General features: G+C 40.5%; 22 protein-coding genes. 8 read left to right on the top strand and 14 right to left on the bottom strand.

The window, feature by feature from the left end:
• Window positions 1-4: 4 nt before the first annotated feature.
• Both ACRD69_RS01660 and aspA read left to right on the top strand, forming a co-directional pair.
• The gene (locus ACRD69_RS01660; protein WP_430813319.1) at window positions 5-1,915 is read left to right on the top strand and encodes a SusD/RagB family nutrient-binding outer membrane lipoprotein; all 1,911 of its coding nucleotides are present in this window, start codon (window positions 5-7) and stop codon (window positions 1,913-1,915) included.
• A gap of 430 nt (window positions 1,916-2,345) precedes the next feature.
• Window positions 2,346-3,752 (top strand): aspartate ammonia-lyase, encoded by a 1,407-nt coding sequence (gene aspA / locus ACRD69_RS01655; RefSeq protein WP_430813318.1) that lies wholly within the window; start codon window positions 2,346-2,348, stop codon window positions 3,750-3,752.
• 250 nt (window positions 3,753-4,002) lie between these two features.
• Here aspA and lepA read toward each other — a convergent pair whose 3' ends face one another.
• Window positions 4,003-5,790 carry a translation elongation factor 4 gene (gene lepA, locus ACRD69_RS01650; protein ID WP_430813317.1) on the bottom strand — a complete coding sequence of 596 codons (1,788 nt, stop codon included), beginning with the start codon at window positions 5,788-5,790 and terminating at the stop codon, window positions 4,003-4,005.
• 316 nt (window positions 5,791-6,106) lie between these two features.
• On the opposite strand from lepA, the gene ACRD69_RS01645 reads away from it, so the two are divergent.
• A complete protein-coding gene (locus ACRD69_RS01645) occupies window positions 6,107-7,291 on the top strand; it encodes an aminopeptidase (protein WP_430813316.1) in 1,185 nt (394 codons plus the stop codon).
• Window positions 7,292-7,536: 245 nt separating this feature from the next.
• Here the strand turns inward: ACRD69_RS01645 and groL are convergent, their stop codons facing one another.
• The 6 genes from groL to ACRD69_RS01615 form a co-directional block, all read right to left on the bottom strand.
• The gene (groL, locus tag ACRD69_RS01640) at window positions 7,537-9,183 is read right to left on the bottom strand and encodes a chaperonin GroEL (protein ID WP_430813315.1); all 1,647 of its coding nucleotides are present in this window, start codon (window positions 9,181-9,183) and stop codon (window positions 7,537-7,539) included.
• Window positions 9,184-9,276: 93 nt separating this feature from the next.
• Window positions 9,277-9,555, bottom strand: a complete 279-nt coding sequence (locus tag ACRD69_RS01635; protein ID WP_430813314.1) for a co-chaperone GroES — start codon at window positions 9,553-9,555, stop codon at window positions 9,277-9,279.
• 1,038 nt (window positions 9,556-10,593) lie between these two features.
• Entirely contained in the window at window positions 10,594-10,890 is a 297-nt protein-coding gene (gene secG / locus ACRD69_RS01630) for a preprotein translocase subunit SecG (protein ID WP_430813313.1), read from the bottom strand.
• A gap of 75 nt (window positions 10,891-10,965) precedes the next feature.
• The gene (locus ACRD69_RS01625; RefSeq protein ID WP_430813312.1) at window positions 10,966-11,886 is read right to left on the bottom strand and encodes a tetratricopeptide repeat protein; all 921 of its coding nucleotides are present in this window, start codon (window positions 11,884-11,886) and stop codon (window positions 10,966-10,968) included.
• Between the two features lie 21 nt (window positions 11,887-11,907).
• Window positions 11,908-12,414 (bottom strand): LptE family protein, encoded by a 507-nt coding sequence (locus tag ACRD69_RS01620; protein ID WP_430813311.1) that lies wholly within the window; start codon window positions 12,412-12,414, stop codon window positions 11,908-11,910.
• Window positions 12,411-13,655 carry a sigma-54 interaction domain-containing protein gene (locus tag ACRD69_RS01615; RefSeq protein ID WP_430813310.1) on the bottom strand — a complete coding sequence of 415 codons (1,245 nt, stop codon included), beginning with the start codon at window positions 13,653-13,655 and terminating at the stop codon, window positions 12,411-12,413. Before ACRD69_RS01615 ends, ACRD69_RS01620 begins: the two co-directional genes overlap by 4 nt.
• Window positions 13,656-13,895: 240 nt before the next feature.
• On the opposite strand from ACRD69_RS01615, the gene kdsB reads away from it, so the two are divergent.
• The gene (kdsB, locus tag ACRD69_RS01610) at window positions 13,896-14,651 is read left to right on the top strand and encodes a 3-deoxy-manno-octulosonate cytidylyltransferase (protein WP_430813309.1); all 756 of its coding nucleotides are present in this window, start codon (window positions 13,896-13,898) and stop codon (window positions 14,649-14,651) included.
• Window positions 14,652-14,728: 77 nt separating this feature from the next.
• On the opposite strand, the gene infB is transcribed toward kdsB, so the two are convergent.
• From infB to rimP, 3 genes are all read right to left on the bottom strand, one after another.
• Window positions 14,729-17,689 (bottom strand): translation initiation factor IF-2, encoded by a 2,961-nt coding sequence (gene infB, locus ACRD69_RS01605; protein ID WP_430813308.1) that lies wholly within the window; start codon window positions 17,687-17,689, stop codon window positions 14,729-14,731.
• A 65-nt stretch (window positions 17,690-17,754) separates the two neighbouring features.
• Entirely contained in the window at window positions 17,755-18,990 is a 1,236-nt protein-coding gene (nusA, locus tag ACRD69_RS01600; protein ID WP_430813307.1) for a transcription termination factor NusA, read from the bottom strand.
• 14 nt (window positions 18,991-19,004) lie between these two features.
• Window positions 19,005-19,469, bottom strand: coding sequence for a ribosome assembly cofactor RimP (gene rimP / locus ACRD69_RS01595; RefSeq protein WP_430813306.1), 465 nt, complete (start codon window positions 19,467-19,469; stop codon window positions 19,005-19,007).
• A 241-nt stretch (window positions 19,470-19,710) separates the two neighbouring features.
• On the opposite strand from rimP, the gene ACRD69_RS01590 reads away from it, so the two are divergent.
• From ACRD69_RS01590 to lpxA, 4 genes are all read left to right on the top strand, one after another.
• Complete coding sequence (locus ACRD69_RS01590) at window positions 19,711-20,967, top strand: HD domain-containing protein (protein ID WP_430813305.1); 1,257 nt, start codon at window positions 19,711-19,713, stop codon at window positions 20,965-20,967.
• 216 nt (window positions 20,968-21,183) lie between these two features.
• Entirely contained in the window at window positions 21,184-22,215 is a 1,032-nt protein-coding gene (gene lpxD, locus ACRD69_RS01585; protein ID WP_430813304.1) for a UDP-3-O-(3-hydroxymyristoyl)glucosamine N-acyltransferase, read from the top strand.
• 40 nt (window positions 22,216-22,255) lie between these two features.
• Window positions 22,256-23,653 carry a bifunctional UDP-3-O-[3-hydroxymyristoyl] N-acetylglucosamine deacetylase/3-hydroxyacyl-ACP dehydratase gene (locus ACRD69_RS01580; RefSeq protein WP_430813303.1) on the top strand — a complete coding sequence of 466 codons (1,398 nt, stop codon included), beginning with the start codon at window positions 22,256-22,258 and terminating at the stop codon, window positions 23,651-23,653.
• A gap of 62 nt (window positions 23,654-23,715) precedes the next feature.
• Window positions 23,716-24,504 (top strand): acyl-ACP--UDP-N-acetylglucosamine O-acyltransferase, encoded by a 789-nt coding sequence (gene lpxA / locus ACRD69_RS01575; RefSeq protein ID WP_430813302.1) that lies wholly within the window; start codon window positions 23,716-23,718, stop codon window positions 24,502-24,504.
• Between the two features lie 55 nt (window positions 24,505-24,559).
• Here lpxA and queG read toward each other — a convergent pair whose 3' ends face one another.
• From queG to ACRD69_RS01555, 4 genes are all read right to left on the bottom strand, one after another.
• Window positions 24,560-25,489, bottom strand: coding sequence for a tRNA epoxyqueuosine(34) reductase QueG (queG, locus tag ACRD69_RS01570; protein WP_430813301.1), 930 nt, complete (start codon window positions 25,487-25,489; stop codon window positions 24,560-24,562).
• Window positions 25,489-25,941: a hypothetical protein gene (locus ACRD69_RS01565; RefSeq protein ID WP_430813300.1), complete on the bottom strand. Its 453-nt coding sequence runs from the start codon at window positions 25,939-25,941 to the stop codon at window positions 25,489-25,491. Before ACRD69_RS01565 ends, queG begins: the two co-directional genes overlap by 1 nt.
• A gap of 64 nt (window positions 25,942-26,005) precedes the next feature.
• Window positions 26,006-26,323 carry an iron-sulfur cluster assembly protein gene (locus ACRD69_RS01560; protein WP_430813299.1) on the bottom strand — a complete coding sequence of 106 codons (318 nt, stop codon included), beginning with the start codon at window positions 26,321-26,323 and terminating at the stop codon, window positions 26,006-26,008.
• A gap of 94 nt (window positions 26,324-26,417) precedes the next feature.
• A complete protein-coding gene (locus tag ACRD69_RS01555) occupies window positions 26,418-26,840 on the bottom strand; it encodes a SufE family protein (protein WP_430813298.1) in 423 nt (140 codons plus the stop codon).
• Window positions 26,841-26,878 lie beyond the last annotated feature (38 nt).

Below are 26,878 nucleotides of genomic sequence, written 5' to 3'. Positions count from 1 at the left end.
TACAATGAAATATAATATATTTTGGATGTTTTTAGCGGTGCTGACCTTATTCGGCACAGCTTGTACAGACGATTTTGAAAAGACGAATACTGACCCCAATAAAGTGACCGACATTGAAGAAGGTTACCTGCTGACACGTGTTTGGATGCGCTACAATGGTTCGCCACACGAAGAGCACAGGGGAGCGTTGATCATGGCTGGACCTTTGTCAGGATTATTCCAGTGCGGATACCGCTCAGGTCAGGCATTTGCCGGTACTGTTGACTCATACAACGAAGCCAAAATGGTTGAGATGTATGCCGATGCCATCAAACATGGTGTTGAGTTAAGAGAATTATTAAGTGCTGATAACTCAGGTGAGAATGATGCCAAACTGGCTATTGCAAATATTGCTTTACAGTTTTCATTCCAACGTGTGACCGATTTATACGGTGATGTGCCTTTTAAAGAGGCGGGAATGGGTTTCCACAATAAAGTGTTTTACCCTGCATACGATACACAGGAAGATATCTATAAAGGTGGAGTTGATTTGTTAAAGCAGTCGCGGGATCTGTTAATGTCTACAGCTTCAGAGCCATTTAAAGTAAGCAACGATATCATTTATGGTGGTATTGAAGATGCAAAGGAGCGCAAAGAGGCATGGGCACGATTAGCTAACTCATTGATCTTACGAATGGGTATGCGTGCTGTTAATGCTGATGAAGCATGGGCTAAAGCAACAGTGGAAGAAGCTGCTGCCAATGCTGCCGGATATATTACCAGCAACGAAATTACCGATGCTGCCCTGATACCGACAGGTGATGTTGGCGGTGACTGGGGATTGATCGTTAATGGTGCGGGAAGCCTTATCAGTGGAAGCGGCGGTTACCTTTACGTTGGTGAAGAGTGGCTTCGTCAGGCACAGCAGAATCGTGACCCTCGAATTTTCTATGTGGCATCTCAGGCTGTTCACCAGGGTAGTAGTTTTGGTGCATGGACAGGTCAGGAAGAGTTTGACGCTTTTGCAGAAGCGGCACGCCCGGGCGAACCGTTCATCCCTGTAACCTTCAACCCAATCAGAGGCGGTGGAACAGAATCCTATTCTATTCGCGGTTTAATGGTCACTAAAAATGAAAATGGCGATGAAGAGCGTGTTTTTGGTAACTACTTTATCAATGAAGATATGTCGGCACGCTACAACCAGTTTCATACAATGGCTGTTGTAAACCCTGAAACACTGGGTAAACGCGATGCTCCAATATTCTTATTTGCCGGAGACGAGACCTACTATATTTTGGCCGAGGCGGCTTTACGTGGATGGTCCGTACCTAACACGGTTAATGCCAACCTTCAGCAGGCTATTGAGTTGTCATTAGAAAAGTATCCGACCTATTTTGAGGCACCATCAGTAAGTGAATACATGGCCAAGCAATCGGCTACCGAAGGCGAACAAATTTCATATGATGCTCTATCAGCCGATTATATTGCAACTATTTTGTCAGGAACAATCGATTACCAGACAATATGGAGAGAGCGCTGGAAGTCATGCATGACAGCTCAAGGTGGTTACGAGGCCTTTGCTATCTGGAACAGAACCAATGTTGAGCTTCAGCCAGGATATCCGTCAACCGGTCGTTCATATCCGGGAACAGAAAAAATGGATATGCCGGTTTATGATGCAGCTGATGTTGAGATTGACAAGCTGGTTCTTGGACAGGTAGTTCCTACAAGCACATACAGCGAACAACCATTCCACAATGGTGGTGATACCGAAGGCTGGAGACCCCGCCGCATTAATTACCCTGAGAAGGAACGTTCAAACAATACAGAGAACATTGAAGCTTCCATTCAGGACCAGATCACCAAGTTTGGTCAGGTAGGTAATGGTTCTCACTTTGTGACAACATACCAATGGTACTCTAAAAAAGTTAACTAAGCATAGTTGCCTGAACGTATAAAAGGTATCTGTAGCACGGTTTTTAACCTGTTACAGATACCTTTTTTATTTCATCTATCTCAATTGTAAAGCTTATATGATTGATAAATTATGATTGATGATTTATGAATGTTGAAGGTGGTTAAAGTGATGTGTAAGCAATGGCGGATGTTGTGCGGCATAAAAAGGGTTAAATTCCTTTAAATGCGCAAAAAATCTCAACTTACAAATTGTAATTAGATGTTCAGATTTGAATCATTGTTCAACAAAAATCGCAATGATTATTAAATGACTTTTCCCAAAGAGGGGCATACGTGCTGATAAACTGATTTCAGGCATGTACAGCCCCATTTTTTTAGATGACGAATGACATGTTTTTGAATTTTTAAAACATCAACATTTGCATTCACATAACTAAAAAACATGAATTATGGCAACACGTATTGAAAGCGATTTAATTGGAGAATTGCAAGTACCCGTTAATGCATATTATGGTGTACAAACACAACGTGCGGTTGAAAATTTTAATATATCTACTGCTCGTTTGAGCCAATATCGTCATTTTATATGGGCTCTGGGAGTCGTTAAAATGGCGGCTATTAAAGCCAACCACGATATGGGTTTGGTTGAGGATAAAGTAAAAAATGCTGTGGTCCAGGCCTGTAAAGAGGTCATGGATGGTAAGTTTGACAATGAATTTCCCATTGACATGATTCAGGGTGGTGCAGGTACAAGTACCAATATGAATGCCAATGAGGTGATTGCCAATCGCGCTCTGGAACTGATGGGCTACGAAAAAGGTCAGTATGAGTATTGTTCACCCAATGATATTGTTAATTTATCTCAATCAACCAATGATGCTTACCCAACAGCTATCAAGCTGTCGTTAATAAGGATGAACTACATCCTGATTGAGCACCTCCAGCAATTGGTAGAGGCCTTTAAGAAGAAAGGTAATGAGTTTGCCGACATTATAAAGATGGGACGCACACAGCTGCAGGATGCTGTGCCTATGACATTGGGACAGGAGTTCTGTGCTTTTGCCATTACATTAACAGAAGAGATTGAGCGCCTGACACAAAATGCTAACCTGTTTCGCGAAGTGAACATGGGTGCAACGGCCATTGGTACAGGTATTAACTCGGTAGAAGGTTATTCAGAAGCCTGTGTGAGACACCTGAACGATATTACCGGTTATCCTATTGTATTGGCAAGCGACCTGGTTGAAGCAACTCCCGATACAGGTTCATATGTCATCTATTCATCGGCCTTAAAGCGCATGGCTGTTAAGATCTCGAAGATATGTAACGACCTTCGTATCTTATCATCAGGACCGCGTGCAGGTTTCAATGAGATCAATCTGCCTGCTATGCAGCCAGGTTCATCCATTATGCCTGGTAAGGTCAATCCGGTAATCCCTGAAGTAATGAACCAGATTTGCTTTAAGGTAATTGGAAACGACTTAACAGTGACGTTTGCCGCTGAAGCAGGACAGTTACAGTTAAATGTAATGGAGCCGGTATTGTGCCACAGTATCCTTGAATCAATGCAGTTTTTAATGCGCGGTATGGATACCCTCCGCATCAAGTGTATTGATGGTATTACTGCCAACGAAGATATATGTGAAAACATGGTTTTAAAGAGCATTGGTATTGTTACGGCTCTTAACCCGCACATTGGGTACAAAAACAGCACTCGCATAGCCAAAGAGGCCTTAAAAACAGGAAAAGGTGTATACGAGATCGTGTTGGAAGAAGGTATCCTTTCTGAAGATCAGTTAAAAGAAATATTAAAGCCGGAAAACATGATCGGACCGGCCAAAAGAACATGCCAATAATACCAATGGTTCTGTCGAATGCCTGATACCAGGTGTTTGATATTATCTTTGGTGTAAGTACTTGATTAGTTAATTGTTTAAGCGGGTGTTAGAAATAACATCCGCTTTTTTTTCTATTCGGCCTTAACTTAATGATATTGATGCGGACCGGTGGAGGTGAGACAAAAATGAATAGGCAGAAAAAAAGCCCGACAAACAAAAGTCTGACGGGCCGGGTTATTTCCACATCCCAACAGGGATCAATTCTATATTAGTCGAGTTTAAGAACCGCTAAGAAGGCTTTTTGTGGCACTTCCACATTACCTACCTGCTTCATACGCTTCTTACCTTTTTTCTGTTTCTCCAATAACTTACGTTTACGTGATATATCACCACCGTAACACTTGGCTGTTACATCTTTACGAACAGCTTTTACTGTTTCGCGGGCAATGACTTTTGCTCCCACAGCCGCCTGAATCGCAATGTCGAACTGCTGACGTGGTATCAGCTCTTTCAGCTTTTCACACATGCGACGACCAAATGTTTGCGCATTATCAAAGTGGATGAGTGATGATAGGGCATCCACACTTTCACCATTCAGTAGAATATCAAGGCGTACCAGCTTGGCTGCTCTGAATTCAATCGGATGGTAGTCAAACGACGCGTATCCTTTAGAGATACTCTTTAGCTTATCGTAGAAGTCAAATACGATCTCGGCCAGGGGCAGTTCAAACTCCAGATCAACACGGTCGGCAGTCAGGTAGTGCTGCTTCATTAATGTACCGCGTTTACCCAGGCAAAGTGTCATGATCTGACCAATGTATTCGGACTTGGTAATGACCGACGCTCTGATGTATGGCTCTTCAACCACATCTAAAACAGTTGGTTCAGGTAATTCCGATGGTGTATGCACATCAATGGTCTCGCCTTTTTTGGTATGAGCCACATATGGCACGTTAGGAACGGTCGTAATAACCGCCATATCAAATTCACGATCCAAACGCTCCTGAATAATTTCCATGTGCAACAAACCCAGGAATCCGCATCGGAAACCAAATCCGAGTGCAGCAGATGATTCAGGTTCGTAGGTTAAAGAGGCATCGTTCAACTGCAGTTTTTCCATTGCTGCACGAAGATCTTCATAATCTTCAGCATCAATAGGGTATACACCGGCGAATACCATTGGTTTTACTTCCTCAAAACCACCAATCGCTTCTTTACAACCACCTTTTACATGGGTGATGGTATCACCGACTTTTACCTCTTTACTGGTTTTGATACCCGAAATAATGTATCCCACATCACCTGTTTTCAGCTCTTTGCGGGGCTCCATATCCAAGCGAAGAACACCTACTTCATCGGCATAGTATTCTTTTGCAGTATTGAAAAACTTAACATGATCGCCTTTCTTAATGCTGCCATTTACAACTTTAAAATAAGCAATGATGCCACGGAACGAATTAAAAACCGAGTCGAAGATCAGACACTGCAGTGGGGCGTCTTTATCACCTTCAGGAGCCGGAACTCTATCGATAAGCGCAGCAATTATATCATCAACGCCTTCACCTGTTTTACCACTGGCGCGGATGATTTCTTCTCTGTCACAACCAATCAGGTCAATAATCTGGTCTTCCACTTCTTCAGGCATGGCATTGGGCAAGTCCATTTTATTCAATACCGGAATAATGGTCAAGTCATTTTCTATGGCCTGGTATAGATTGGAGATTGTTTGAGCCTGAATACCCTGTGTGGCATCAACAATTAAAAGTGCACCTTCACAAGCTGCAATAGAACGAGATACTTCATATGAAAAGTCAACGTGTCCCGGTGTATCAATCAGGTTCAAAACATATTTTTCACCCTCAAACTCATAATCCATCTGGATGGCGTGACTCTTGATGGTAATTCCACGCTCGCGCTCCAGATCCATATCATCCAGTACCTGGGCTTGTAAGTCTTTGTCAGAAACTGTTTTGGTGTATTCTAACAAGCGGTCAGCCAGGGTGCTCTTTCCATGGTCGATATGAGCAATAATGCAAAAATTACGTATATTCTTCATCTACAATTACTTTCAATCAATTAACTTATCAATCGGTTGACAAGGACTGCAAAGATACTCAATTAATTAAAATCTGACCATAGGTGATTAAGATAAACGCAGTGATGTTGGCAGCTGAGCATATTATTAATGACACAATGCTAGTCTTTGTTTATACGACTTGCCATCAGGTGGTTTATGAAGTAATTTTGGGCTGTTGGTTCTGTTGATGCAGCTCATATATTCTTTTTTATTACTTTTTTAATTGCTGTACAAAGTCTCATTATTGCCCTGGTACTCTTTTCAACGGTTTTCTTATCATCAAAATTTAGTTATCATGAAAAAACTGCTTGTTTTGGTAGTGGCTTGTATTAGCATAGCAGTCATTGCCCAGGAAAAACCCAATTATCAATCGATTGCCAATAAGGTCGTTAATCAGTCACTGGATGTTAAGCCAGGTGAGATGGTTGTGGTATCAGGGACACCGGCCGAACTGGAACTACTCGAAGCCCTGGTGGTTGAAATATCAAAAGCAGGAGGTCATTATTCCATTCAGTTAAACCTGCCATCAGCAAACAAACGGGCCATAATGGAAACGCCAGTTGAATACCTGTCCATGGTAAACCCTTATCCTTTATTCCAGGCAAGAGTTGTTGATTGCTATATTTCAACAGGCTCAGTGCAGCAACCCGGTTTATTCAGTGATGTGCCTGAAGAAAAGTTAAAAGCATTAAGAATGAGTAACATGGCATTGCGGGATGCCCTCAATACAGCCAAGTACAGATCGGTATCAATTGGACAGACAGGTGGTATTCCAAGTGAATCATACGCTAAACTGGTAGGAATGGAATATTCTGTCATGCTCAATAATTTCTGGAGTGCCATTGATACAGACTATGAGATGATGCGTATCGACAGCGATGTGTTGAAAACATATTTAAAACCTGGTATTACAGTGGCCGTTTCAAGTAAAGAAGGAACGTCACTGAGTTTCAAGCTTGCCGGTACCGATGTGCGTACCAATTGCGGCAATTGCACAAAGCTAAACAACGATGGCGGACCAACTTCAGCATGGTTGCCGGCCGGTGAAGTCTATACATGTGTTGATCCGGAATCGGCCAATGGCATCTTAGTGATACCGCATTTCACATATAACGGCGAGATAATTACAGATTTAAAAATGACCTTTGAAAAAGGCGTTTTAACTGATCTGTCGGCCAATGGTAATGTTGAAAAACTAAAGGAGGCTTTAGATTCCAATCCCAAAGACAAAAACTGTTTATCGATTGTTGATATCGGTATTAACCGTGATCAGAAATACACCAGTGGCAGTCATTATGCATCTTGGGAAATGGCTGGTATGTTAACCTTTTTCATTGGTGATAATACATGGGCAGGTGGTAATGTCAGTACCCAGTTTTCAATGGGCGTTCATGCGCCTTTGCACAGTCTTAAAGTTGGGAATACCCAGTTGATCTCGGAAGGCGAAATTCTATTGCTTGATGATATGGCAACCAAATAAACGAGGCTGTCCGAATTTTAAGTTTCACGCTAAGGCCGCTAAGAATTACGCCAAGATAACAAAGTATATGATGTGATTTTTCAACACTTTTCGTGCTTTGCGTTTTTTTTCATTTGCGTTCTTTGCGAGCAATATCCTTCATTTTGGATATCCTCCTTAATACCTGTTTAATGATTCGTACTCAGCATACAAAAAAAGGGAAGTCATTTGACTTCCCTTCTTCCATATTTTGTTTGAGATGATTCTTACATCATACCTGGCATGCCGCCACCCATTCCCGGAGCGCCACCCATTGGAGGCATTGCAGCAGCCTCTTCTTTTTCTTCAACCAATACACACTCGGTAGTTAAGAACATACCTGCTATAGAAGCAGCATTCTCGAGAGCGATACGAGTTACTTTAGCAGGGTCGATAACACCGCTTTCCAATAAGTTTTCGTAACGGTCAAAACGAGCGTTGTAACCAAAGTCACCTTCACCTTCAGCAACTTTCTGTACTACTACTGCACCTTCTTTACCAGCATTGAATACAATCTGGCGTAATGGCTCTTCAATAGCACGTTTGATGATCTCGATACCAGTCTGCTCATCTTCAGTTTCTCCTGTAATATCAGCTAAAGCAGCAATAGAGCGGATGTAAGTAACACCACCACCTGCAACGATACCTTCTTCAACAGCAGCGCGGGTAGCACTAAGAGCATCATCAACACGGTCTTTTTTCTCTTTCATTTCCACTTCAGAAGCAGCACCAACATATAGTACAGCAACACCACCGGCGATCTTAGCTAAACGCTCCTGTAATTTCTCACGGTCATAGTCAGACGTTGTATTAGCGATCTGAGCTTTGATCTGGTTAGCACGAGCATCAATAGCCTCTTTTTCACCAGCACCGTTAACAACAGTTGTATTTTCTTTATCGATAGTTACTTTTTCAGCCTGACCTAACATGTCAATTGTTGCAGCTTCCAATTTTAAGCCGGTCTCTTCTGAGATAACAGTACCACCAGTTAGTACGGCAAGATCCTGCAACATTTCTTTACGACGATCACCAAAACCAGGAGCTTTAACCGCTGCTACTTTTAATGAACCACGTAAACGGTTAACAACCAAAGTCGCTAATGCTTCACCATCCACATCTTCAGCGATGATCATTAACGGACGACCACTCTGTGCTGTTTGCTCAAGAACAGGAAGAAGATCTTTCATTGTAGAAATCTTCTTGTCGTGGATCAGGATGAATGGATTCTCAAGGTCAGCTTCCATCTTGTCAGTGTTAGTAACAAAGTATGGAGAAATATAACCACGGTCAAACTGCATACCTTCAACCACTTCAACAGTAGTTTCAGTACCTTTTGCTTCTTCAACAGTGATAACACCTTCTTTGCTAACTTTTTCCATCGCCTCTGCGATCAACTTACCAATTTCGTTGTCGTTGTTAGCTGAGATAGTAGCAACCTGCTCAATTTTTTCGCTGTGTTCACCAACTACCTGGGCCTGTGACTTGATGTTGGCAACAATAGCAGCAACAGCTTTATCAATACCCCTTTTTAATTCCATTGGGTTAGCACCAGCTGTTACGTTTTTCAAACCAACATTGATAATTGACTGAGCTAAAACAGTAGCAGTAGTAGTACCATCACCAGCATCATCACCGGTTTTAGAAGCTACTTCTTTTACCATTTGAGCACCCATGTTAGCATAAGGATCAGATAACTCAACTTCTTTAGCTACCGATACACCATCTTTAGTGATAGATGGAGCACCAAATTTACGATCGATTACTACGTTGCGACCTTTTGGTCCCAATGTAACTTTCACTGCATCAGCCAACGCGTCAACACCTTCTTTCAGAAGGTCGCGAGCTTCAATATTGAATTTTATTTCTTTAGCCATTTTTGTTTTTATTAATAGTTTGTAAGTCGCGATAGCTATCGCGGATTGGTGGTAGTCAGATGTTGTATATCGCTACTCAACCAGGCTTATTTATTAAAGGATGTATAATACATCAGATTGTGAAATCAACAAGTAGTCTTCGCCTTCAATTGATATTTCAGTACCTCCGTATTTGCCATACAATACCTTATCACCAATTTTAACTTCCATAGCTTCGTCTTTCTTGGCATCACCAACCAATACAACTTCACCCTGAAGTGGTTTTTCTTTGGCTGAATCAGGAATGATAATTCCGCTTGCTGTTGTTGTTTCAGCTGCCTGAGGCTTAACCAAAATCTTACCGGCTAAGATTCTTCCTTTTAATTCTGACATATCTGTTAATTTTTAATGTTGTTTTTGATTTTTACGATTGCTTTTTTCTCACAAAGTATGCCAAAGCAATTTATGACATATTTTTATAAGATTCACTGACTTTTTTGCAGATAACTGACAAGCGTAGGGATGACACATGGTCAAAATTGCAGATTGATCAATCCGGGCTGTCATGTATCGCTGATTTATGAATAGGGTTATCGGGATACCAATACATTTATTCTAATGAGAAATCTCTGATTACAAGATTTCGTTTGATGCATGGGCACTAATATCATCGGTAAATACTTTTAGCTGATATATCGGCATCCAACTCTATTGCGTGGGTGTGATAAAAATCGTTTGATTTATGGAATACAGGAGATAACGGATAGTTGCTATTTATCAAAATAATATCAAATTCGCCTCCTGGCTAGTCCCATTCAAAAAGGAGCCTGTTTTGTACCAATCAGGGGCCTTCTTCGGGATCAACCTCGCTGGCAGCGAGGTTGATCCGAAGCGGTTCCGAAGAAATACCGAAGAAGCCCCAAGGAATTACCGAAGAAGCCTTTATTGTTTACCGAAGAAAGTTTTTAGGGTAAAAATGTAAATTTCAGAATTTTGAGACTAAGCCAGGTGGATTATTGTTAAATGTCATATAGACATTGTTTATGCAACTACAAATTGCTCAAATTACACAAATGAATAAGCAACTAAACTATTTGTGAATGGATCGTAATGATAAATTGTTTTGTCAAATTGTGGAATCGTCGAACTGCCTATTGACCACACAACCCCGTATTTACTATTCCGGTGCATGGTTCAGAAGTGCGCGAAGAACAATTGTTGTTACCCCGGGCTATGATATGGCAGACCTGCAGTCTGCTATTTACAGCTTGGAAGAAAACAATTCCGCAGGGATACAATCCGCCTGTAGTTTTTACTCATCGGATGCTTAACAATGATTGTTAAGAATCATCTGAAGAATTGGAATGTTATTAAACGAAAAAGAGGAAACCCGATTGGATTTCCTCTCTAATATTTTCAGAATCTTAATGATTACTCTGCGTCTTGTGCAGGAGCTTCTTCTGTAGTTTCTTCACCTTGTGCAGGAGTTGGGAATGCCGGTACTTCCTGCTGCTGTGATGGTAAAGTGTTTAATTTCTCATCAATTTCAGCACCAGTCATCTGACCTTTTGGTAGTACCATTACAGCTACAAATGATAATACTAATAAGGCAGCAGCCATAGTCCAGGTTGCTTTTTCAAGGAAATCAGTTGTTTTACGAACACCCATCACCTGGTTTTGTGATGAGAAGTTTGATGCTAAACCACCTCCCTTAGAGTTCTGAACCAAAACAATAAGGATTAAAAAGATACTTACTAAGATTACTAATATCGAAACAAAAGTATACATATCTCGCTCAATTATTTAATTTGTTAATTTTTCTAAGTCGCTAATTCGACGTGCAAAGTAAGCATTTTTTTCGGGATATTTCAAACCTAGCTTTTCATATATCCCAATTGCTTTATCATAGTGCTTTTGCTTAATGTAGATATCAGCTAAAGTTTCTGACATTAAATCATCAGAGTTGCTGTCTGAATCTTCGTCAAATGCGCTATTCGCCTTGGCTTTCGACTCCTGCTTGTTAGGTGTTGGCTTGATTTTGGGTGATTCGATCTGCAGGAAATTGTCAATAATTTGTTGTGATTTTTTCTTGACAGGTTTTTCTTCTGATTGCACCGGCGCATGTCGAAGCATGGTTAACCAGTCGGAGAATGAATGGCTTTCGTCCTTTTTCTCATCCGGATCAATGCTTTCTTTCAACTCATATCCAACAAATTCAGATGACTCATAACCCAAAAAGTCAACACTGGGCATCACCATTGATGATGCTTCTTCCTTTTCAGTTTTGTCATCAGACATGACAGAGAAATCAATCTGACCACCATCGACTGTCTCATAAACATCATCTGCCTGAAAATAGTCAGCGATAGAACTTACTTTCGTTGTAATACCAACAGATGAACTCTTGCTTTCTGCTCTTTTTTCTACCTGCTGTTCTTCAATGGTCTCCTGAACCGGCTCGACTTCATTTTTCTCTTCAACAGAAGGAACAGGGTGGTTGTGAATAAGCTCAAAAAGTCGTTTTCTGTCTGCAATAAATGCAGCCGAATGCTTAAGCTCTCCGTTAAAACGCAGATGTTCAATTGTATGAAGGTTCTTGATCAATAGCATGCGTCCTGTCTGAAACCAAGGGAATTCCTCAACGATTTCATTCAATGCAGGTAATGATTCCTCATTGAGTAATGCCGGTTCAGCTACTAGATCAAAAAACTCTGTTTTCTTCATAAAATCAAAGACAATACTATTCTACCAATCGGCAAATGCTTTGTTGAAAATATTCTCTGTGATCTCTTCGATCATCTCAGATGTTAATTCATTTTCAATGGCATTGATATTCTGTGATGATTCAAAATCGCGAAATGCCGAGAATGAACTTTCCCAGTTAAGTTTAGGATCTTTATAATTTTTATAACGCACCTTTATGGTCATGCTTAAACGTGTTTCAGCCGATACAGCGTCGGCCTGAATAGCCATTGGGCGAACACTATAACCGGTTATTTCCCCTGAGAAGTCAACATCTCCCGTTCCGTTAACCAGGTTTAGACGCGATTCATTTGATATACGGTCCTTTAATCCTTCTGTGAAGTTTTGACTTAAAACCGGGTTGATCAATGGAGCGCGGTTGTCGAAATATTGCACCGAAAAGGTGTTAATATTTTCCGGAATGGAAGCACCGCTCATCGTCATATTAATGGAGCATGCACTCACAATTAATGACAGACATACGCTTGCTATGATAATTAATTTATTCATCGTTCTATCTGATATTCTTTAATTTTACGATATAAGGTACGCTCAGAAATTCCTAATTCTACAGCAGCCTGTTTGCGGCGGCCATTGTATTTATCAAGCGCTTTTTTTATTAATTCAATTTCCTTATCAGCCAATGAAAGTGATTCTTCAACAAACTCTTCCGTATCCTGAATAGATTCATGGTGCTCTTCATGAACGGGTTGTTGATAGGTGACAGGCTGCCTGTTGTTATCAGGCACAAAGTCCCCATCTTCACTCTGATAAAGTTTTTGAATGATATGAGCATGCTCGCCCTGGGCATTAACACCATCATTCTCCATCAGGTCCAGTACCAGCTTCTTTAAATCATTCATGTCATTCTTCATATCGAACAACACCTTGTATAAAATTTCACGCTCGTTACTGAAGTCCGATTCTTCCTTTTTATGATCGGTAATGATGGCCGGTAAATTATCTCCTGAGTGGTATGGCAGATATTTCGTAATGGTTTCCCCGTTAATTTCACGTTGTTGTTCAATAACGGATATTTGTTCGGTGATATTTTTCAATTGGCGAATGTTTCCCGGCCAGCGATAGCGCAAAAGCAACTCCTTCGCATCGTTGGTTAAACGGATTGCAGGCATGCGATAACGTGTGGCAAAATCATTGGCAAATTTTCTGAATAACAAATAAATGTCATCTGCTCTTTCTCGTAATGGGGGAATTGAGATAGGTACGCTATTCAGGCGGTAATACAAATCTTCACGAAATTTGCCTTCTTTTATGGCTTGTTCCATTTTAACATTGGTGGCAGCCACCACACGAACATCTGTTTTAAGTACCTTTGATGAGCCCACCTTTATAAATTCACCGGCTTCCAATACGCGTAGCAGTCTCACCTGCGTGTTAAGAGGAAGTTCACCAATCTCATCCAGAAAAATAGTACCGCCATTGGCTTCTTCAAAATAGCCCTTGCGGTCGGATAGTGCACCGGTAAAAGCTCCTTTTTCATGGCCAAATAGTTCAGAGTCAATCGTTCCTTCAGGAATAGCCCCGCAGTTAACAGCAATATAAGAGCCGTGCTTACGGGCACTCGATTGATGGATGATTTGTGGCATCACCTCTTTACCTGTTCCACTTTCACCTGTTATTAAAACCGATAGATCAGTTGGAGCTACCTGTACCGCAACATCAATGGCGCGGTTAAGTCCAAAAGAATTACCAATTATTCCGAATCGTTGTTTGATCTGTTGTAAATCCATTCCCTTCTGCTATCATCAAATAAGCCTGCTAAAATTGCAGAAAACCTGACAAAGTTACAATTCTGTAGCTATTCATTTATATGTAAGCCAACAAATTTTGTTAAAAATGGGTTTAAGGAGTTGTATTTCTTCTTTATGATGACACATGATATTTGGTTCAGTGAGGTAAAAAATAAAGGGTCGTGATAAATGTATAGTTGGCATAACTTGATACATTTGTGTTAGCAAAAAATGAAGGTGATGACAAAACAGATACTAGGAATTATTCCGGCCAGGTATGCTTCCACGCGTTTTCCGGGAAAGCCATTGGCCGATATTGGCGGGAAGCTAATGGTACAGCGTGTATACGAACAAGCCTGCAAAGAATTGGATTGTGTATATGTAGCAACGGATGATGAACGAATTGAGAAAGCAGTTGCCGGGTTCGGTGGCAAAGTAGTGATGACTTCAGTGGATCACCAGAGCGGGACAGACCGCTGTGCTGAAGCCTTGAGCAAGATTAAAGAGCTTGAGCAGCGTGATTTTTATGCCGTGATCAATATACAGGGTGATGAACCTTTTATCAGCCCTAAACAGATTGCGTCAGTAGCTGGTTGTTTTGATGATGAAACAACTGAACTGGCCACTTTGGTGAAGCCGGTTGCTCAGTCGGCAGACTTATTTAATCCCAACAAACCCAAAGTTGTTTTAAGCAAGGATAAGCGAGCCTTGTATTTTAGTCGTTCGCCCATTCCTTATTTAAGAGGAGAGGATGAAAGTGTCTGGCATGAAAAGCATCAGTACTTCAACCATGTTGGTTTGTATGGTTACAGGGCCGATGTACTGTTTGAAATAACTAAACTGGCAATAGGGGAGCTGGAAGGAGCAGAGTCCTTAGAGCAGTTGCGCTGGCTTGAAAACGGGTACTCCATAAGGGTAGAGGAAACGATTGAGGAGTCGCATGGTATAGATACACCCGAGGATTTGGAAAACCTGCTTAAGTCTGGTTTAATATAGTTTTCAACTTAAGGATCATAAAACAAAAATGGTCATCCGATTGGATGACCATTTTTTGTATATGACTTATAACTGTTTTATAATTTACGGCTTACTTCAACTTCTTCGTAAGCTTCAACAATATCACCAACTTTAATGTCGTTGTATTTTTCAATGTTCAATCCACATTCGTAACCTGCAGCTACTTCTTTTACATCGTCTTTAAAGCGTTTCAGAGAACCCAGTTCACCTGTGTAAACCACAATTCCTTCGCGAATCAATCGGACTTTATTGGTACGCTTGATCTTTCCTTCTTTCACCATACATCCGGCAATTGTACCAACCTTCGTGATCTTGAAGGTCTCGCGAATTTCGATGGTAGCGGTAATTTCCTCTTTAATTTCAGGTGATAACATACCTTCCATTGCCGATTTCAATTCCTCAATAGCATCGTAGATGATAGAGTAAAGGCGGATGTCGATCTCTTCTTTCTCAGCAATGCGTCGGGCTGCCATAGACGGACGTACCTGGAAACCAATTACGATCGCGTTTGATGCAGTCGCTAACATGATATCTGATTCTGAGATCTGACCTACAGCTTTGTGAATGACGTTCACCTGAATTTCTTCAGTAGAAAGTTTGATCAACGAGTCTGAAAGAGCCTCGATAGAACCATCCACGTCACCTTTCACGATAACATTCAACTCCTGGAAGTTACCAATGGCGATACGACGACCAATTTCATCAAGTGTAATGTGCTTCTTGGTTCTCATTCCCTGCTCACGCTGTAATTGCTCACGCTTGGTTGCAATATCTTTTGCTTCGCGTTCGTCTTCCATGATATTAAAACGCTCACCGGCCTGAGGTGCACCGTTTAAACCAAGTACTAACGCCGGTTCTGACGGACCTACTTCATCAACCTTCTGGTTACGCTCGTTAAACATCGCTTTAACGTGACCAAAGTGTGAACCAGACAACATCATATCACCAACACGCATTGTTCCGCTCTGAACAAGCAATGTGGTTACATAACCACGTCCTTTATCTAATGATGATTCAATTACAGAACCAACTGCACGTTTATTTGGATTCGCTTTCAACTCAAGAAGGTCGGCTTCAAGAAGTACTTTTTCAAGCAGTTCATCGATGTTAACACCATTCTTGGCTGAAATCTCCTGGCACTGATATTTACCACCCCAGTCTTCAACAAGGTAGTTCATGTTAGCCAGCTCTTCTTTAATTCGATCTGGGTTGGCACCCGGTTTGTCAATTTTGTTAATGGCAAACACAATAGGTACACCTGCTGCAGCGGCATGGTTAATTGCTTCCACAGTCTGAGGCATGACATTGTCATCAGCCGCAACAATAATAATTGCGATATCGGTTACCTGGGCACCCCTTGCACGCATAGCTGTAAAGGCTTCGTGACCCGGTGTATCAAGGAATGTAATTTGACGACCATCTTCACGTGTTACACTGTATGCGCCAATGTGCTGTGTGATACCACCTGCCTCACCGGCAATAACGTTAGCCTGACGGATGTGGTCAAGTAAAGACGTTTTACCGTGGTCAACGTGACCCATTACAGTAACAATTGGAGGTCGATCTTGTAAATCTTCCTCTTTGTCCTCCTCTTCAATAATGGATTCTACAACTTCAGCACTTACGAATTCAATGGTATAACCAAATTCTTCTGCGACCAGTGCCAATGTTTCAGCATCCAAACGCTGGTTGATGGAAACGAACATACCTAAGCTCATACAGGTTGCAATAATTTGGTTCACCTGTACTTCCATCATGTTAGCCAATTCGTTTGCAGTTACAAACTCAGTAACTTTCAATATTGACTTTTCCTTGTCTGCTTGCTCCATCTCAGCTTGTTGACGCTGAGACTGCATTTCACGTTTTTCACGACGGTGTTTAGCACCTTTGCTTTTACCTTTAGAAGTTAAGCGTGCTAAAGTATCCTTAATTTGCTTTTGTACATCTTCCTCGTTAACCTCGGCTTTTACAGGACGCTTCTTAACGCGTGCGGGACGTTGTCTTTGTGGGCGATTGTCATTTCTTTGACCTCCACCACCTTGTTGTTTGTTTTCGCCACCTTGCTGCTGTTGCTTCTGGTTAATGTCAACCTTCTCTTTATCTTTTTTGATGCGCTTACGCTTGCGCTTCTTGTTGGCGTTTTTATCAGCCGCTGATTTATTATCTGATTTAGCAGGTGTTTTAGGTAATTCAATTTTACCGATCACTGTTGGACCAGATAATTTTTTTACCTGAGTTGCCCTGAAAGTATCTTCTTCAGCAGGCTTTTCTTCTTGCTTATCAGTAGCTTTTTCGGCTGGTTTAGCATCTGCAACAGGCTTTGGTTTAACTTCTGCTGCAGGTTTGGGAGCTGGTGTTTCTTTCTTCACTTCCGGTTTTGGCTGTGCTTTTTCTTTCTGAGGTTTTTCAGCTGGTTTACCTGATTTTGGGTTCAGGTCGATTTTACCAACCACCTTCATTTCTTCAGCTGGTTCTACTTTAGTAGGAATATGTTCCGGCTTTTTAACAGGTTTCTTCTCCACCTTTTTCTCCACAGGCTTTTCAACCTTTTTAGGTGCTTCCTGCTTGGGAGCTTCCTCCTTAGGCGCATCCTTTTTAGGTGCTTCTTCAGCTTTAGCTTCCGGCTTTGGAGCAGGGGCTGGAGTCTCTTTTTTCTTAGGCTTTAAAGCGTCTAAGTCAACTTTACCAACTACTTTAGGTCCGGATTCATCCTTGGCAGCCGGTTTTTCAGCCGGTTTTTCTTTTTCTTTAGCTGGCTCAATATCATCTCTGATATCAGAAAGTGAAATCGACTCTTTCTTCGATTTCTCCTTTAATTTAGCCAGTTTTTCCGACTCTTTTTTAACATGTGAATCGCCACGATATTCTTGTGACAGAAGAGAATACATCTCTTCCGAGATTTTTGTATTCGGATTGGTTTCTACCTTGAAACCTTTCTTCTGCAGGAACTCCACAATGGTGTGGTGTCCAACATTGAACTCTCGTGCTACTTTACTAAGTCTTTTTCCAACTGCCATATAACAGGACTCTTCTTATAATTTTTCTTTTTTTGGATTCAATTCTTGCGGGCAAATATAGCGAATTATTCAAATTCAGCGCTTAATATATCCCTAACTTCCTGAATTGTTTCCTCTTCTAAATCAGTTCTCTTAACCAGGTCTTCATTAGATAGGTCCAATACCGATTTGGCTGTGTCACAACCAATGGCTTTAAGCTCATCCAATACCCAGCTTTCAATTTCATCAGCAAATTCATCCAACTTCACATCTTCTTCATCTTCTTCAGCCTCACGGTATACATCCAGTTCATAACCTGTTAGCTGACCGGCTAGACGGATGTTAAGACCACCCTTACCAATGGCAAGCGACACCTCTTCAGGACGAAGGTAAACTTCAGCTCTTCCTTCTTCTTCAAGGATCTTGATGTTGGTGATTTTGGCCGGGTTTAATGCACGTTGAATAAATAGTTGTGTGTTGCTTGTGTAGTTAATTACGTCAATGTTTTCATTTCTTAACTCACGAACTATCCCATGGATACGCGAACCTTTCATACCCACACAAGCTCCAACAGGATCAATGCGCTCATCGTAAGACTCAACAGCTACTTTAGCTCTTTCACCTGGTACGCGAACGATCTTTTTAATAGTAATTAGTCCGTCGAAAATCTCAGGCACCTCAAGTTCGAACAAACGCTCAAGGAATACCGGAGAGGTACGTGACAGAATAATTAAAGGATTGTTGTTGCGGATTTCAACCTTAACAACAACCGCACGAACATTATCACCTTTACGGAAAAAGTCTGAAGGAATTTGCTCTGCTTTTGGCAAAATAAGTTCATTACCTTCATCATCAATAATCAGGATTTCGCGTTTCCATATCTGGTAAACTTCACCTGTTACAATATCACCCACGCGATCTTTGTATGCATGGTAAATATTGTCTTTTTCCAATTCAAGGATACGAGCTGATAAGTTTTGGCGAAGGCTTAAAATTGCTCTACGACCAAAGTCAAGGAACTTAACTTCATCGGTTACTTCTTCACCCAGTTCGTAATCATCGTCTATTTTTTTGGCTTCCGACAGAGAAATTTGAAGGTTGTCATCTTCTAAATCTTCATCTTTCACCACCTCGCGGTTACGCCATATTTCAAAGTCTCCTTTGTCGTCATTAATGATGACGTCAAAATTCTCATCCGTTCCAAATCGTTTGATCAGAACGCTACGAAATGAATCTTCCAATACACTGATCATGGTTGCACGATCAATATTCTTGAGTTCTTTAAACTCCGAAAACGTATCTATCAGATTAATATTTTCCATATCCTAAGGAATATTTAAAAAGATATAATGTCTTTTACCTGTTTTACTTCGTCAAATTTACAACTTACCGTTCTCACCTGCAATTCCTTGCGCTTCTTGCCTTCCACCTTCACTTTTTCCTCAATTTCAACACTAAATGTGTCGTCGGCAACAGCGGTGAGTTTGCCACTGAATTTTTTACCTTCAGATGTTAATACTTCCACATCACGGCCAATGTTTTTCTGGTATTGTCGCTTAACCTTAAATGGCTGACCTATACCAGCAGAGGCAACTTCCAATTCAAAATCTTCTTCATCACGATCAAGTCCTGCTTCAATGAATTTACTCAATTCAATACAATAGCTGATAGGTACTCCATTATCATGATCCACTATTACAAGTATCTTATTCCCAGGTTTTACTGCCAGCTCAACAAGAAACATTCCATCTTCCTGAAGCTTTTCGTCAATTATACCCTGTATTAAAGATTCTTTAATCATGTTTTTTGTTTAATAAAATAGGGGACTACGTTGTCCCCTAAGTCAATCCCTCGGTAAATCAAGCGCAAAAATAGTAATAATAGTAGATTAATCCAAATGGATAATTGTGAGAATAGCTCTTGAGATACTTTATTCGCAATTTTTGACATATCGGGCACTATTTTAATTTGTTGATACTTAATTTGAGATTACAATAAACGGAATTTTGTATATTGTTGACTTGACATTTAAATTGTTGAATGTGAATAAAAGAAAGATTGTTAATGACCCTGTGCATGGCTTTATTAAAGTGCCTTACGACTTACTATATGATCTGATCGAGCATCCTTATTTCCAGCGTTTGAGAAGGATTAAGCAATTGGGGCTGACCCATTTGGTTTACCCAGGTGCTATGCATACCCGTTTTCAGCATGCCATGGGGGCAATGCATTTGATGACCTCTGCGGTTGAAACGCTTCAGGCAAAGGGATTGGAGATTACAGAAGATGAGTCGCAGGCCGTTCATGCTGCCATTTTACTCCATGATATCGGGCATGGTCCATTTAGTCACGTATTGGAACATTCACTTGTTGAAGTGGCTCATGAAGACATCTCTCAAATGATGATGCATAAGTTAAACCATGAATTTAATGGGCAACTGGATATCGCCATAGAAATATTCAACAATACTTATCCAAAGAAATTCCTGCATCAGTTAGTGTCGAGTCAACTGGATATGGACAGACTTGATTATTTAAAACGTGATAGTTTCTTCTCAGGTGTATCAGAGGGTGTTATTGGTTCTGACCGAATCATCAAGATGCTTCATGTGGTCGATGATAAACTTGTGATAGAATCAAAAGGTATTTATTCCATTGAGAAATTTCTTGTTGCCAGACGTTTAATGTACTGGCAGGTCTATCTGCATAAAACAGCATTGGCTGCCGAACAGATGTTGGTTCACCTCTTAAAAAGAGCCCGCAAGCTGATATCAAAAGGAGAAGAGGTTTTTGCCCCGCCCCATTTATTGTATTTTATGGAAAACATGCCCAGGTTGGATGATTTTTATAAAAACGAAAGTGTTTTAACAAATTTCACCATGCTTGATGATGATGATATAATGTGCTCGATCAAAACATGGACGCAGCACCCTGATGTTATTTTATCAACGCTCGCCCAGGGCTTTGTTAACCGAAAGCTTTGGCGTATTAAAATCTCTGAACGACCAATTAAACCTGAAGTGGTGAAGGTGATCAGGGAAGCAACAATGGAAGTATTTGGTTTAAAGTCGACAAAGGTCGCGAGGTATTTTGTTTTCAGCGATACAATTACCAATAATGCCTACAGTGTAAAAGATGATAAAATTGAGATATTATTTAATAATAATGAACTAAAAGATATTGCTAAAGCATCGGATATGCTTAACCTTTCAGTTTTAGGGAAAACAGTTAGGAAACATTATATATGCTATCCGAAGAGTATTGAAGATAAGTTGCAAACAGTAAAGGCACTTTTCTAAAGTAAATATATTTACTAGATTTGCACCAAATTTTTGACGTTTAGCTCATTAATCATCTGCTTAAAATTCAATGTATTGTTGCTTTTTAAAATGATGTAATGAGTTGACTAACAAATTATTGTTTAGATGAAACTTGTCGTTTGTAGTTTTCTCTTGATGTTGAGAAGTATGAATGATGGGTTCCGTATGTCATTTTAGAAAACATAGTTTAGACATATGAAGTTTACAGCCGGTCAGATTGCCGAATTATTGAATGGCAAGGTAGAAGGAAACGAAGAAGCTATTGTTAGAAATGTATCTAAAATAGAAGAAGGTAAACCCGAAACGCTTACCTTTCTAGCTAATCCAAAATACAGCCAGTACATCTATACCACCAATGCAGAGGTGGTGATCGTTAATGACTCCTTTGAAGCAGAAAAGGAAATTAAAGCGACACTGATACGTGTTCCAAATGCATATGAAGCCCTTGCTCAGCTTTTGGAGATGTATGAACAGAGTCAGCCTCAGAAAACAGGCGTTGAACAACCCTCATTTGTTTCAGAGTCAGCTACAATCGGTGACTTTGCCTATGTGGGAGCCTTTGCCTATGTAGGTGATAATGTTGTTATTGGTAATAATGTAAAGATTTACCCACAGGCTTACATTGGTGATAATGTTAAGATTGGCGATGATACTGTTGTGTATGCAGGAGTTAAAGTGTACAAAAACTGTGTTATAGGTAAGTCATGTACCATTCATGCCGGTGCAGTAATTGGTAGTGATGGTTTTGGATTTGCCCCTAATTCTGAAAATGAATATAAGAAAGTAGCGCAAATTGGTAACGTCATATTAAATGACCATGTAGAAATAGGCGCAAACACTACAATAGACCGTGCGACAATGGGTTCAACGGTTATACAAAAAGGCGTTAAGCTTGATAATCTGATTCAGGTAGCCCATAACGTTGAAGTTGGTGAGAATACAGTTATTGCAGCTCAGACTGGTGTTGCCGGTTCTGCTAAAATTGGTAAAAACTGTATGTTTGGCGGTCAGGTTGGTATTGGTGGTCACATCAATATCGCCGACGAAACAAAGATCGGAGCTCAGGCAGGTGTTGGAGGTACTATCAAAAAAGAAGGTGAAACACTGATGGGTTCACCAGTTATGGATGTAAAACAGTTCTATAAAGCTTCTGCCGTTTTCAGACGTTTGCCTGAGTTGAAAAGCCAGGTTAATCAGTTACAACGTGATATAGATAATTTGAAATAAGAAGCAGGAAACAAAATCATATTGTTGAGTGACCAAAGTTATGACAGAAAAGCAAAAGACCATAAAAGCACCTGTGACATTAAAAGGAACGGGTTTACACACAGGAGTTAATGTTAATTTTACCTTGATGCCGGCTCCGGTTAATCATGGTTATAAGTTCAAACGAATTGATCTGGAAGGACAGCCGGTTATTGATGCATTGGCTGACAATGTAGCCTTTACTCAGCGTGGAACTGTTCTTCAAAAAGGAGAAGCAAAAGTTAGCACCATTGAACATTGTCTCGCTGCACTGACAGCTTTAAAAATAGATAACTGCCTGATTGAAGTAGATGGTCCTGAAGCACCAATATTAGATGGTAGTTCCAAGTTTTTTGTGGAAGCAATTAAAAATGCCGGAATAGAAGAGCAGGATGAAGAGCGCCAGTATTTTGTTGTAAAAGAAAAGATGGTGTTTGAGGATGAAGAGCGTGGCATTAAAATAATGGCTTTGCCTGATGATGAGTTTAGTGCCGATGTTAAGATCTCCTTCGATAAATCTCTTCTTTTATCTAATCAATATGCCACTCTTGATAGCCTGGATGATTTTGAAAAAGAAGTATCTGCCTGTCGTACTTTTGTCTTTTTGCATGAGCTGGAACCGCTTTTGAAAAACAATTTAATCAAAGGTGGCGACCTGGATAATGCCATTATTATTATCGATAAAGAAGTAAGTCAGGAAGAGTTAGATAAACTGGCTGACTTATTTAATCAGCCTCGCGTTGAAGTTCGTCCGACGGGTATATTAAATAATATCGAATTGGTTTACCCGAACGAACCGGCGCGTCATAAATTATTAGATGTAATAGGTGACCTTGCATTGTGTGGAATGCCGATCAAGGGTCGTATTATTGCAAGTCGACCAGGTCATATGGCAAATGTTGAGTTTGCCAAGCTTATCCGTAAGGAAATTAAAAAGCGTGCTCTTAAGCCTGAAGTGCCTGTTTATGATCCTAATAAGGAGCCTGTTTGTGACATAAACGATATTAAAAGACTATTGCCGCACCGACCGCCGTTTTTATTGATCGATAAGATCATTGAATTGGGAGAAAAGCACATTATCGGGATTAAAAATGTAACGATGAATGAGCCTTTTTTCGTGGGTCACTTCCCTGATGAGCCGGTAATGCCTGCAGTTCTTCAGATCGAAGCAATGGCACAGGCCGGTGGGATTTTCATATTAAGTCAATTGGAAGACCCGGGGTCGTACAGCACCTATTTCCTTAAGATCGATAATGTGAAATTGCGTAAGAAAGTTGTGCCAGGTGATACGATCATCTTCAAGCTTGAGCTTTTAACAGAGTTCCGCAGGGGGATGGCCAATATGAAGGGAACAGCTTTTGTAGGCGATACCATCGTTTCGGAAGGTGAATTTATGGCATCAGTAGTAAAGAATAAATAATATACACCAAATAAGCTATTCCTTGAATACGAAGGAAAGGAAATAGAACTAAAACAATTAAGATGAAACAACCATTGGCATATATACATCCGGAAGCAAAGGTTGCTCCCAATGTTGTTATAGAACCATTTGTAACGATTGACAAAAATGTTGTTATCGAAGAAGGAACAACAATTGCATCAAATGTTACAATTCTTGAAGGATCAAGAATTGGTAAAAACTGTAAAATATTTCCGGGTGCCGTAATTGGTGCGGTTCCGCAGGATTTAAAATTTGCAGGTGAAGAAACCACAGCTGAAATTGGTGATAATACAACCATTCGTGAGTGTGTAACAGTAAACCGTGGTACTAAGGCAAAAGGTAAGACCGTTGTAGGTAGTAACTGCTTGTTAATGGCCTATACACACATAGCTCACGATGCTATTGTTGGAGATAATGTTATTTTGGCCAATGCGGTACAGGTTGCAGGTGAAGTTGTAATTGATGATTTTGCTATTATTGGTGGAACATCAGCGATTCATCAGTTTGTTCATATTGGTGCCCATGTTATGGTTGCCGGAGGTACGCTGATTGGTAAAGATGTTCCTCCTTATGTAAAGGCTGGTCGCGAGCGTATTTCTTATGCAGGTGTTAATTCAATAGGTTTACGCCGTCGTAACTACAGTAATGAGCAAATTCGTGATATCCAGAATATCTATCGTTATTTGTTCCAGATGGGTTTGAATAACTCAGAAGCTATTGAGCGCATAGAGGCAGAGATGCCGGCTTCAAAAGAGCGCGACGAAATTATTTTATTTGTTCGTAACTCGCAGCGAGGTATTATTAAAGGTTATTATCCTGATAAGGCATAATTAACTTCTATACGATATAAAAAGAGCTGGCTATATGCCGGCTTTTTTTATGTGTTTAATCAAGAAACCGGAGATTGCGTTTCAAGCCTGCATATTTGGTTCTCTTAACGGCTGATTTTCTAAAAAGCTCCTTAAAGTATGACTCATCCATATTGTGCCAATCTTCCTTTGTTAAGGATAATAGCTCAGGATGTGGAGTAAAAGATTCTTCTTTGGTAGGACGTGCTTTCCAGTTCCATGGGCAGGCTTCCTGGCAAATGTCACAGCCAAATGCCCAGTTGTTAAATTGCCCTTTCATGGCTTCCGGTAATTCATCCCGATGCTCGATGGTGAGGTAGGAAATGCATTTATTGGCATCCAGTTGATATGGAGCTACTAAGGCATTTGTAGGGCAGGCATCAATGCAGCGCTGACAGCCACCACAGGCCTCTTTGATGGCTTGGTCGGGCTCTAATTCCAGGTTGCTGATCAGTTCGCCAATAAGTGTGTAGCTTCCTAGTTTTTTGTGGATAAGGTTGGTGTTCTTGCCTATCCATCCTAAGCCGGCCCTGGCAGCCCAGGCACGGTCAAGTACGGGCGCTGAATCGGTAAAAACCCGTCCTTCCAAAGAAGGGTAGATTTCTTCTTTAATGAAATTGAATAGCTCCTGAAGCTTATCTTTTATGACAAAATGATAGTCTTTTCCATAGGCATATCGAGCCAGTTTTGGTGCTTCCTTATCCCGTTGTTCTTCCTGCGGTTTGTAGTTTAATAAAACGGAGATAATACTTTTGGCACCATCAACCAATAAGGACGGGTCTACCCGCTTGTCAAAATGGTTGTTCATGTAGCCCATGCCGGCCTGATAATTATTGTCCAGCCATTTTTTTAGTCTTGATTCATCCTCAGATAAACGCTCAATGGTGGCATAACCAACATCGGAAAAACCCAACTCAAGAGCTTTCTCTTTTATTTTTTGATGATATGCCTGACTAATGATGCTCATTATCCAATGATAATACCCTGTTCTTTAGCCTGGTGGATAATAGCTGTTTTTAGCTTATGAATCGTATCCTTGTGCAGGTGCTGGTATTCAAATTGATGGTCGGAGCCATCTTTAAGTTTGATGCGTATGGCTGTAATGTTGATCTGAATTTCAGACATATCGTTCCATTTTGATTCGGCCTTTGCCTGGAATATACCTGTCTTCATAACGATACTTTCAGAGTCAATAGTTATATATCGTTTAAAAATAAGGCTTGCAAGGTTGAGTCCTGCTCCCATGATGGTATAATATACACCAAATAAAAACAGTGCTATTAATTGATAAGGCTGAAAGCGGGTGATAGCAGAAAAGAAGTTAATATATATGGTTGCAGCCATCATTACTACACCAAGAATTAATCGCAGATAATTAACAGGTGTTTTTTTAATCAAATTAATATGGAGTGGTTTCATATGTTGTATGATTGATAAAAATAAAGCCCTCAAAAGAGAGCTTATACAATAATTTAATGCTGTTTTATAACAAGCCAAGTTCAAGCAAGGCTTCTTCAGAAAGCATGTCTTTGGTCCAGGGAGGATCAAAGGTTAAGTTTAAGTCCACGCTGGTAATGCCATCAATTGCAGCAATCTTCTCCTGTACCTCTTCTGGCAATGATTCTGCCACAGGGCAATTGGGAGATGTTAAGGTCATTACAATTCGAGCTTTCCCTTCTTCGTTTACATCAATCTCATAGATCAAGCCTAAGTCATAAATATTAACCGGAATTTCCGGGTCAAAAATAGTTTTAATGACTTTGATTATTTCCCCTTCTAATTGTAAAAACTCGTTGGCCATATTTCAAGTTTTAACCAATAATTATCAGCGGCAGGCTAATAGCTATTGGTATGATGTTATTTAATTATTCTTATCTGTTAGCAGGGTTTAATGATTACCCCATCTTTGCTTTAAATGCAACAGCGTATAATCGCATTTGTTTCATCATCGATAATAAACCGTTTGAGCGGGTAGGAGACAGGTGATCTTTGAGCCCTATCTCTTCAACAAATGATAGCTCGTTATTAAGTATTTCATCAGGAGTTCGACCTGATAAAACACGGATCAGGAGTGCTATAATTCCTTTAGTAATAATAGCGTCACTGTCCGCAGAGTAGATTATCTTGTCGCCATCTAATTCAGCGTGTACCCATACTTTGGACTGACAACCTTCAATAAGGTTTTGTTCTAATCTCCATTCGTCTTTAAATCCTTCAAGGTCATTGCCTATTTCAATCAGGTACGAATATTTATCCATCCATTCATCAAAGGCTGAAAACTCTTCAATGATTTCTTCTTGTATTTCGTTAATTGTCATCGTCTGTTAATTGTGAAATTGTATGCTGCAAAATTGAT

Origin of the sequence: Carboxylicivirga agarovorans (assembly GCF_050589845.1) — a bacterium.
Classification (GTDB): Bacteria; Bacteroidota; Bacteroidia; order Bacteroidales; family Marinilabiliaceae; genus Carboxylicivirga; species Carboxylicivirga agarovorans.
Note: the sequence above shows the minus strand (reverse complement) of the source record. Positions and strands in the feature narration are given on the sequence as shown.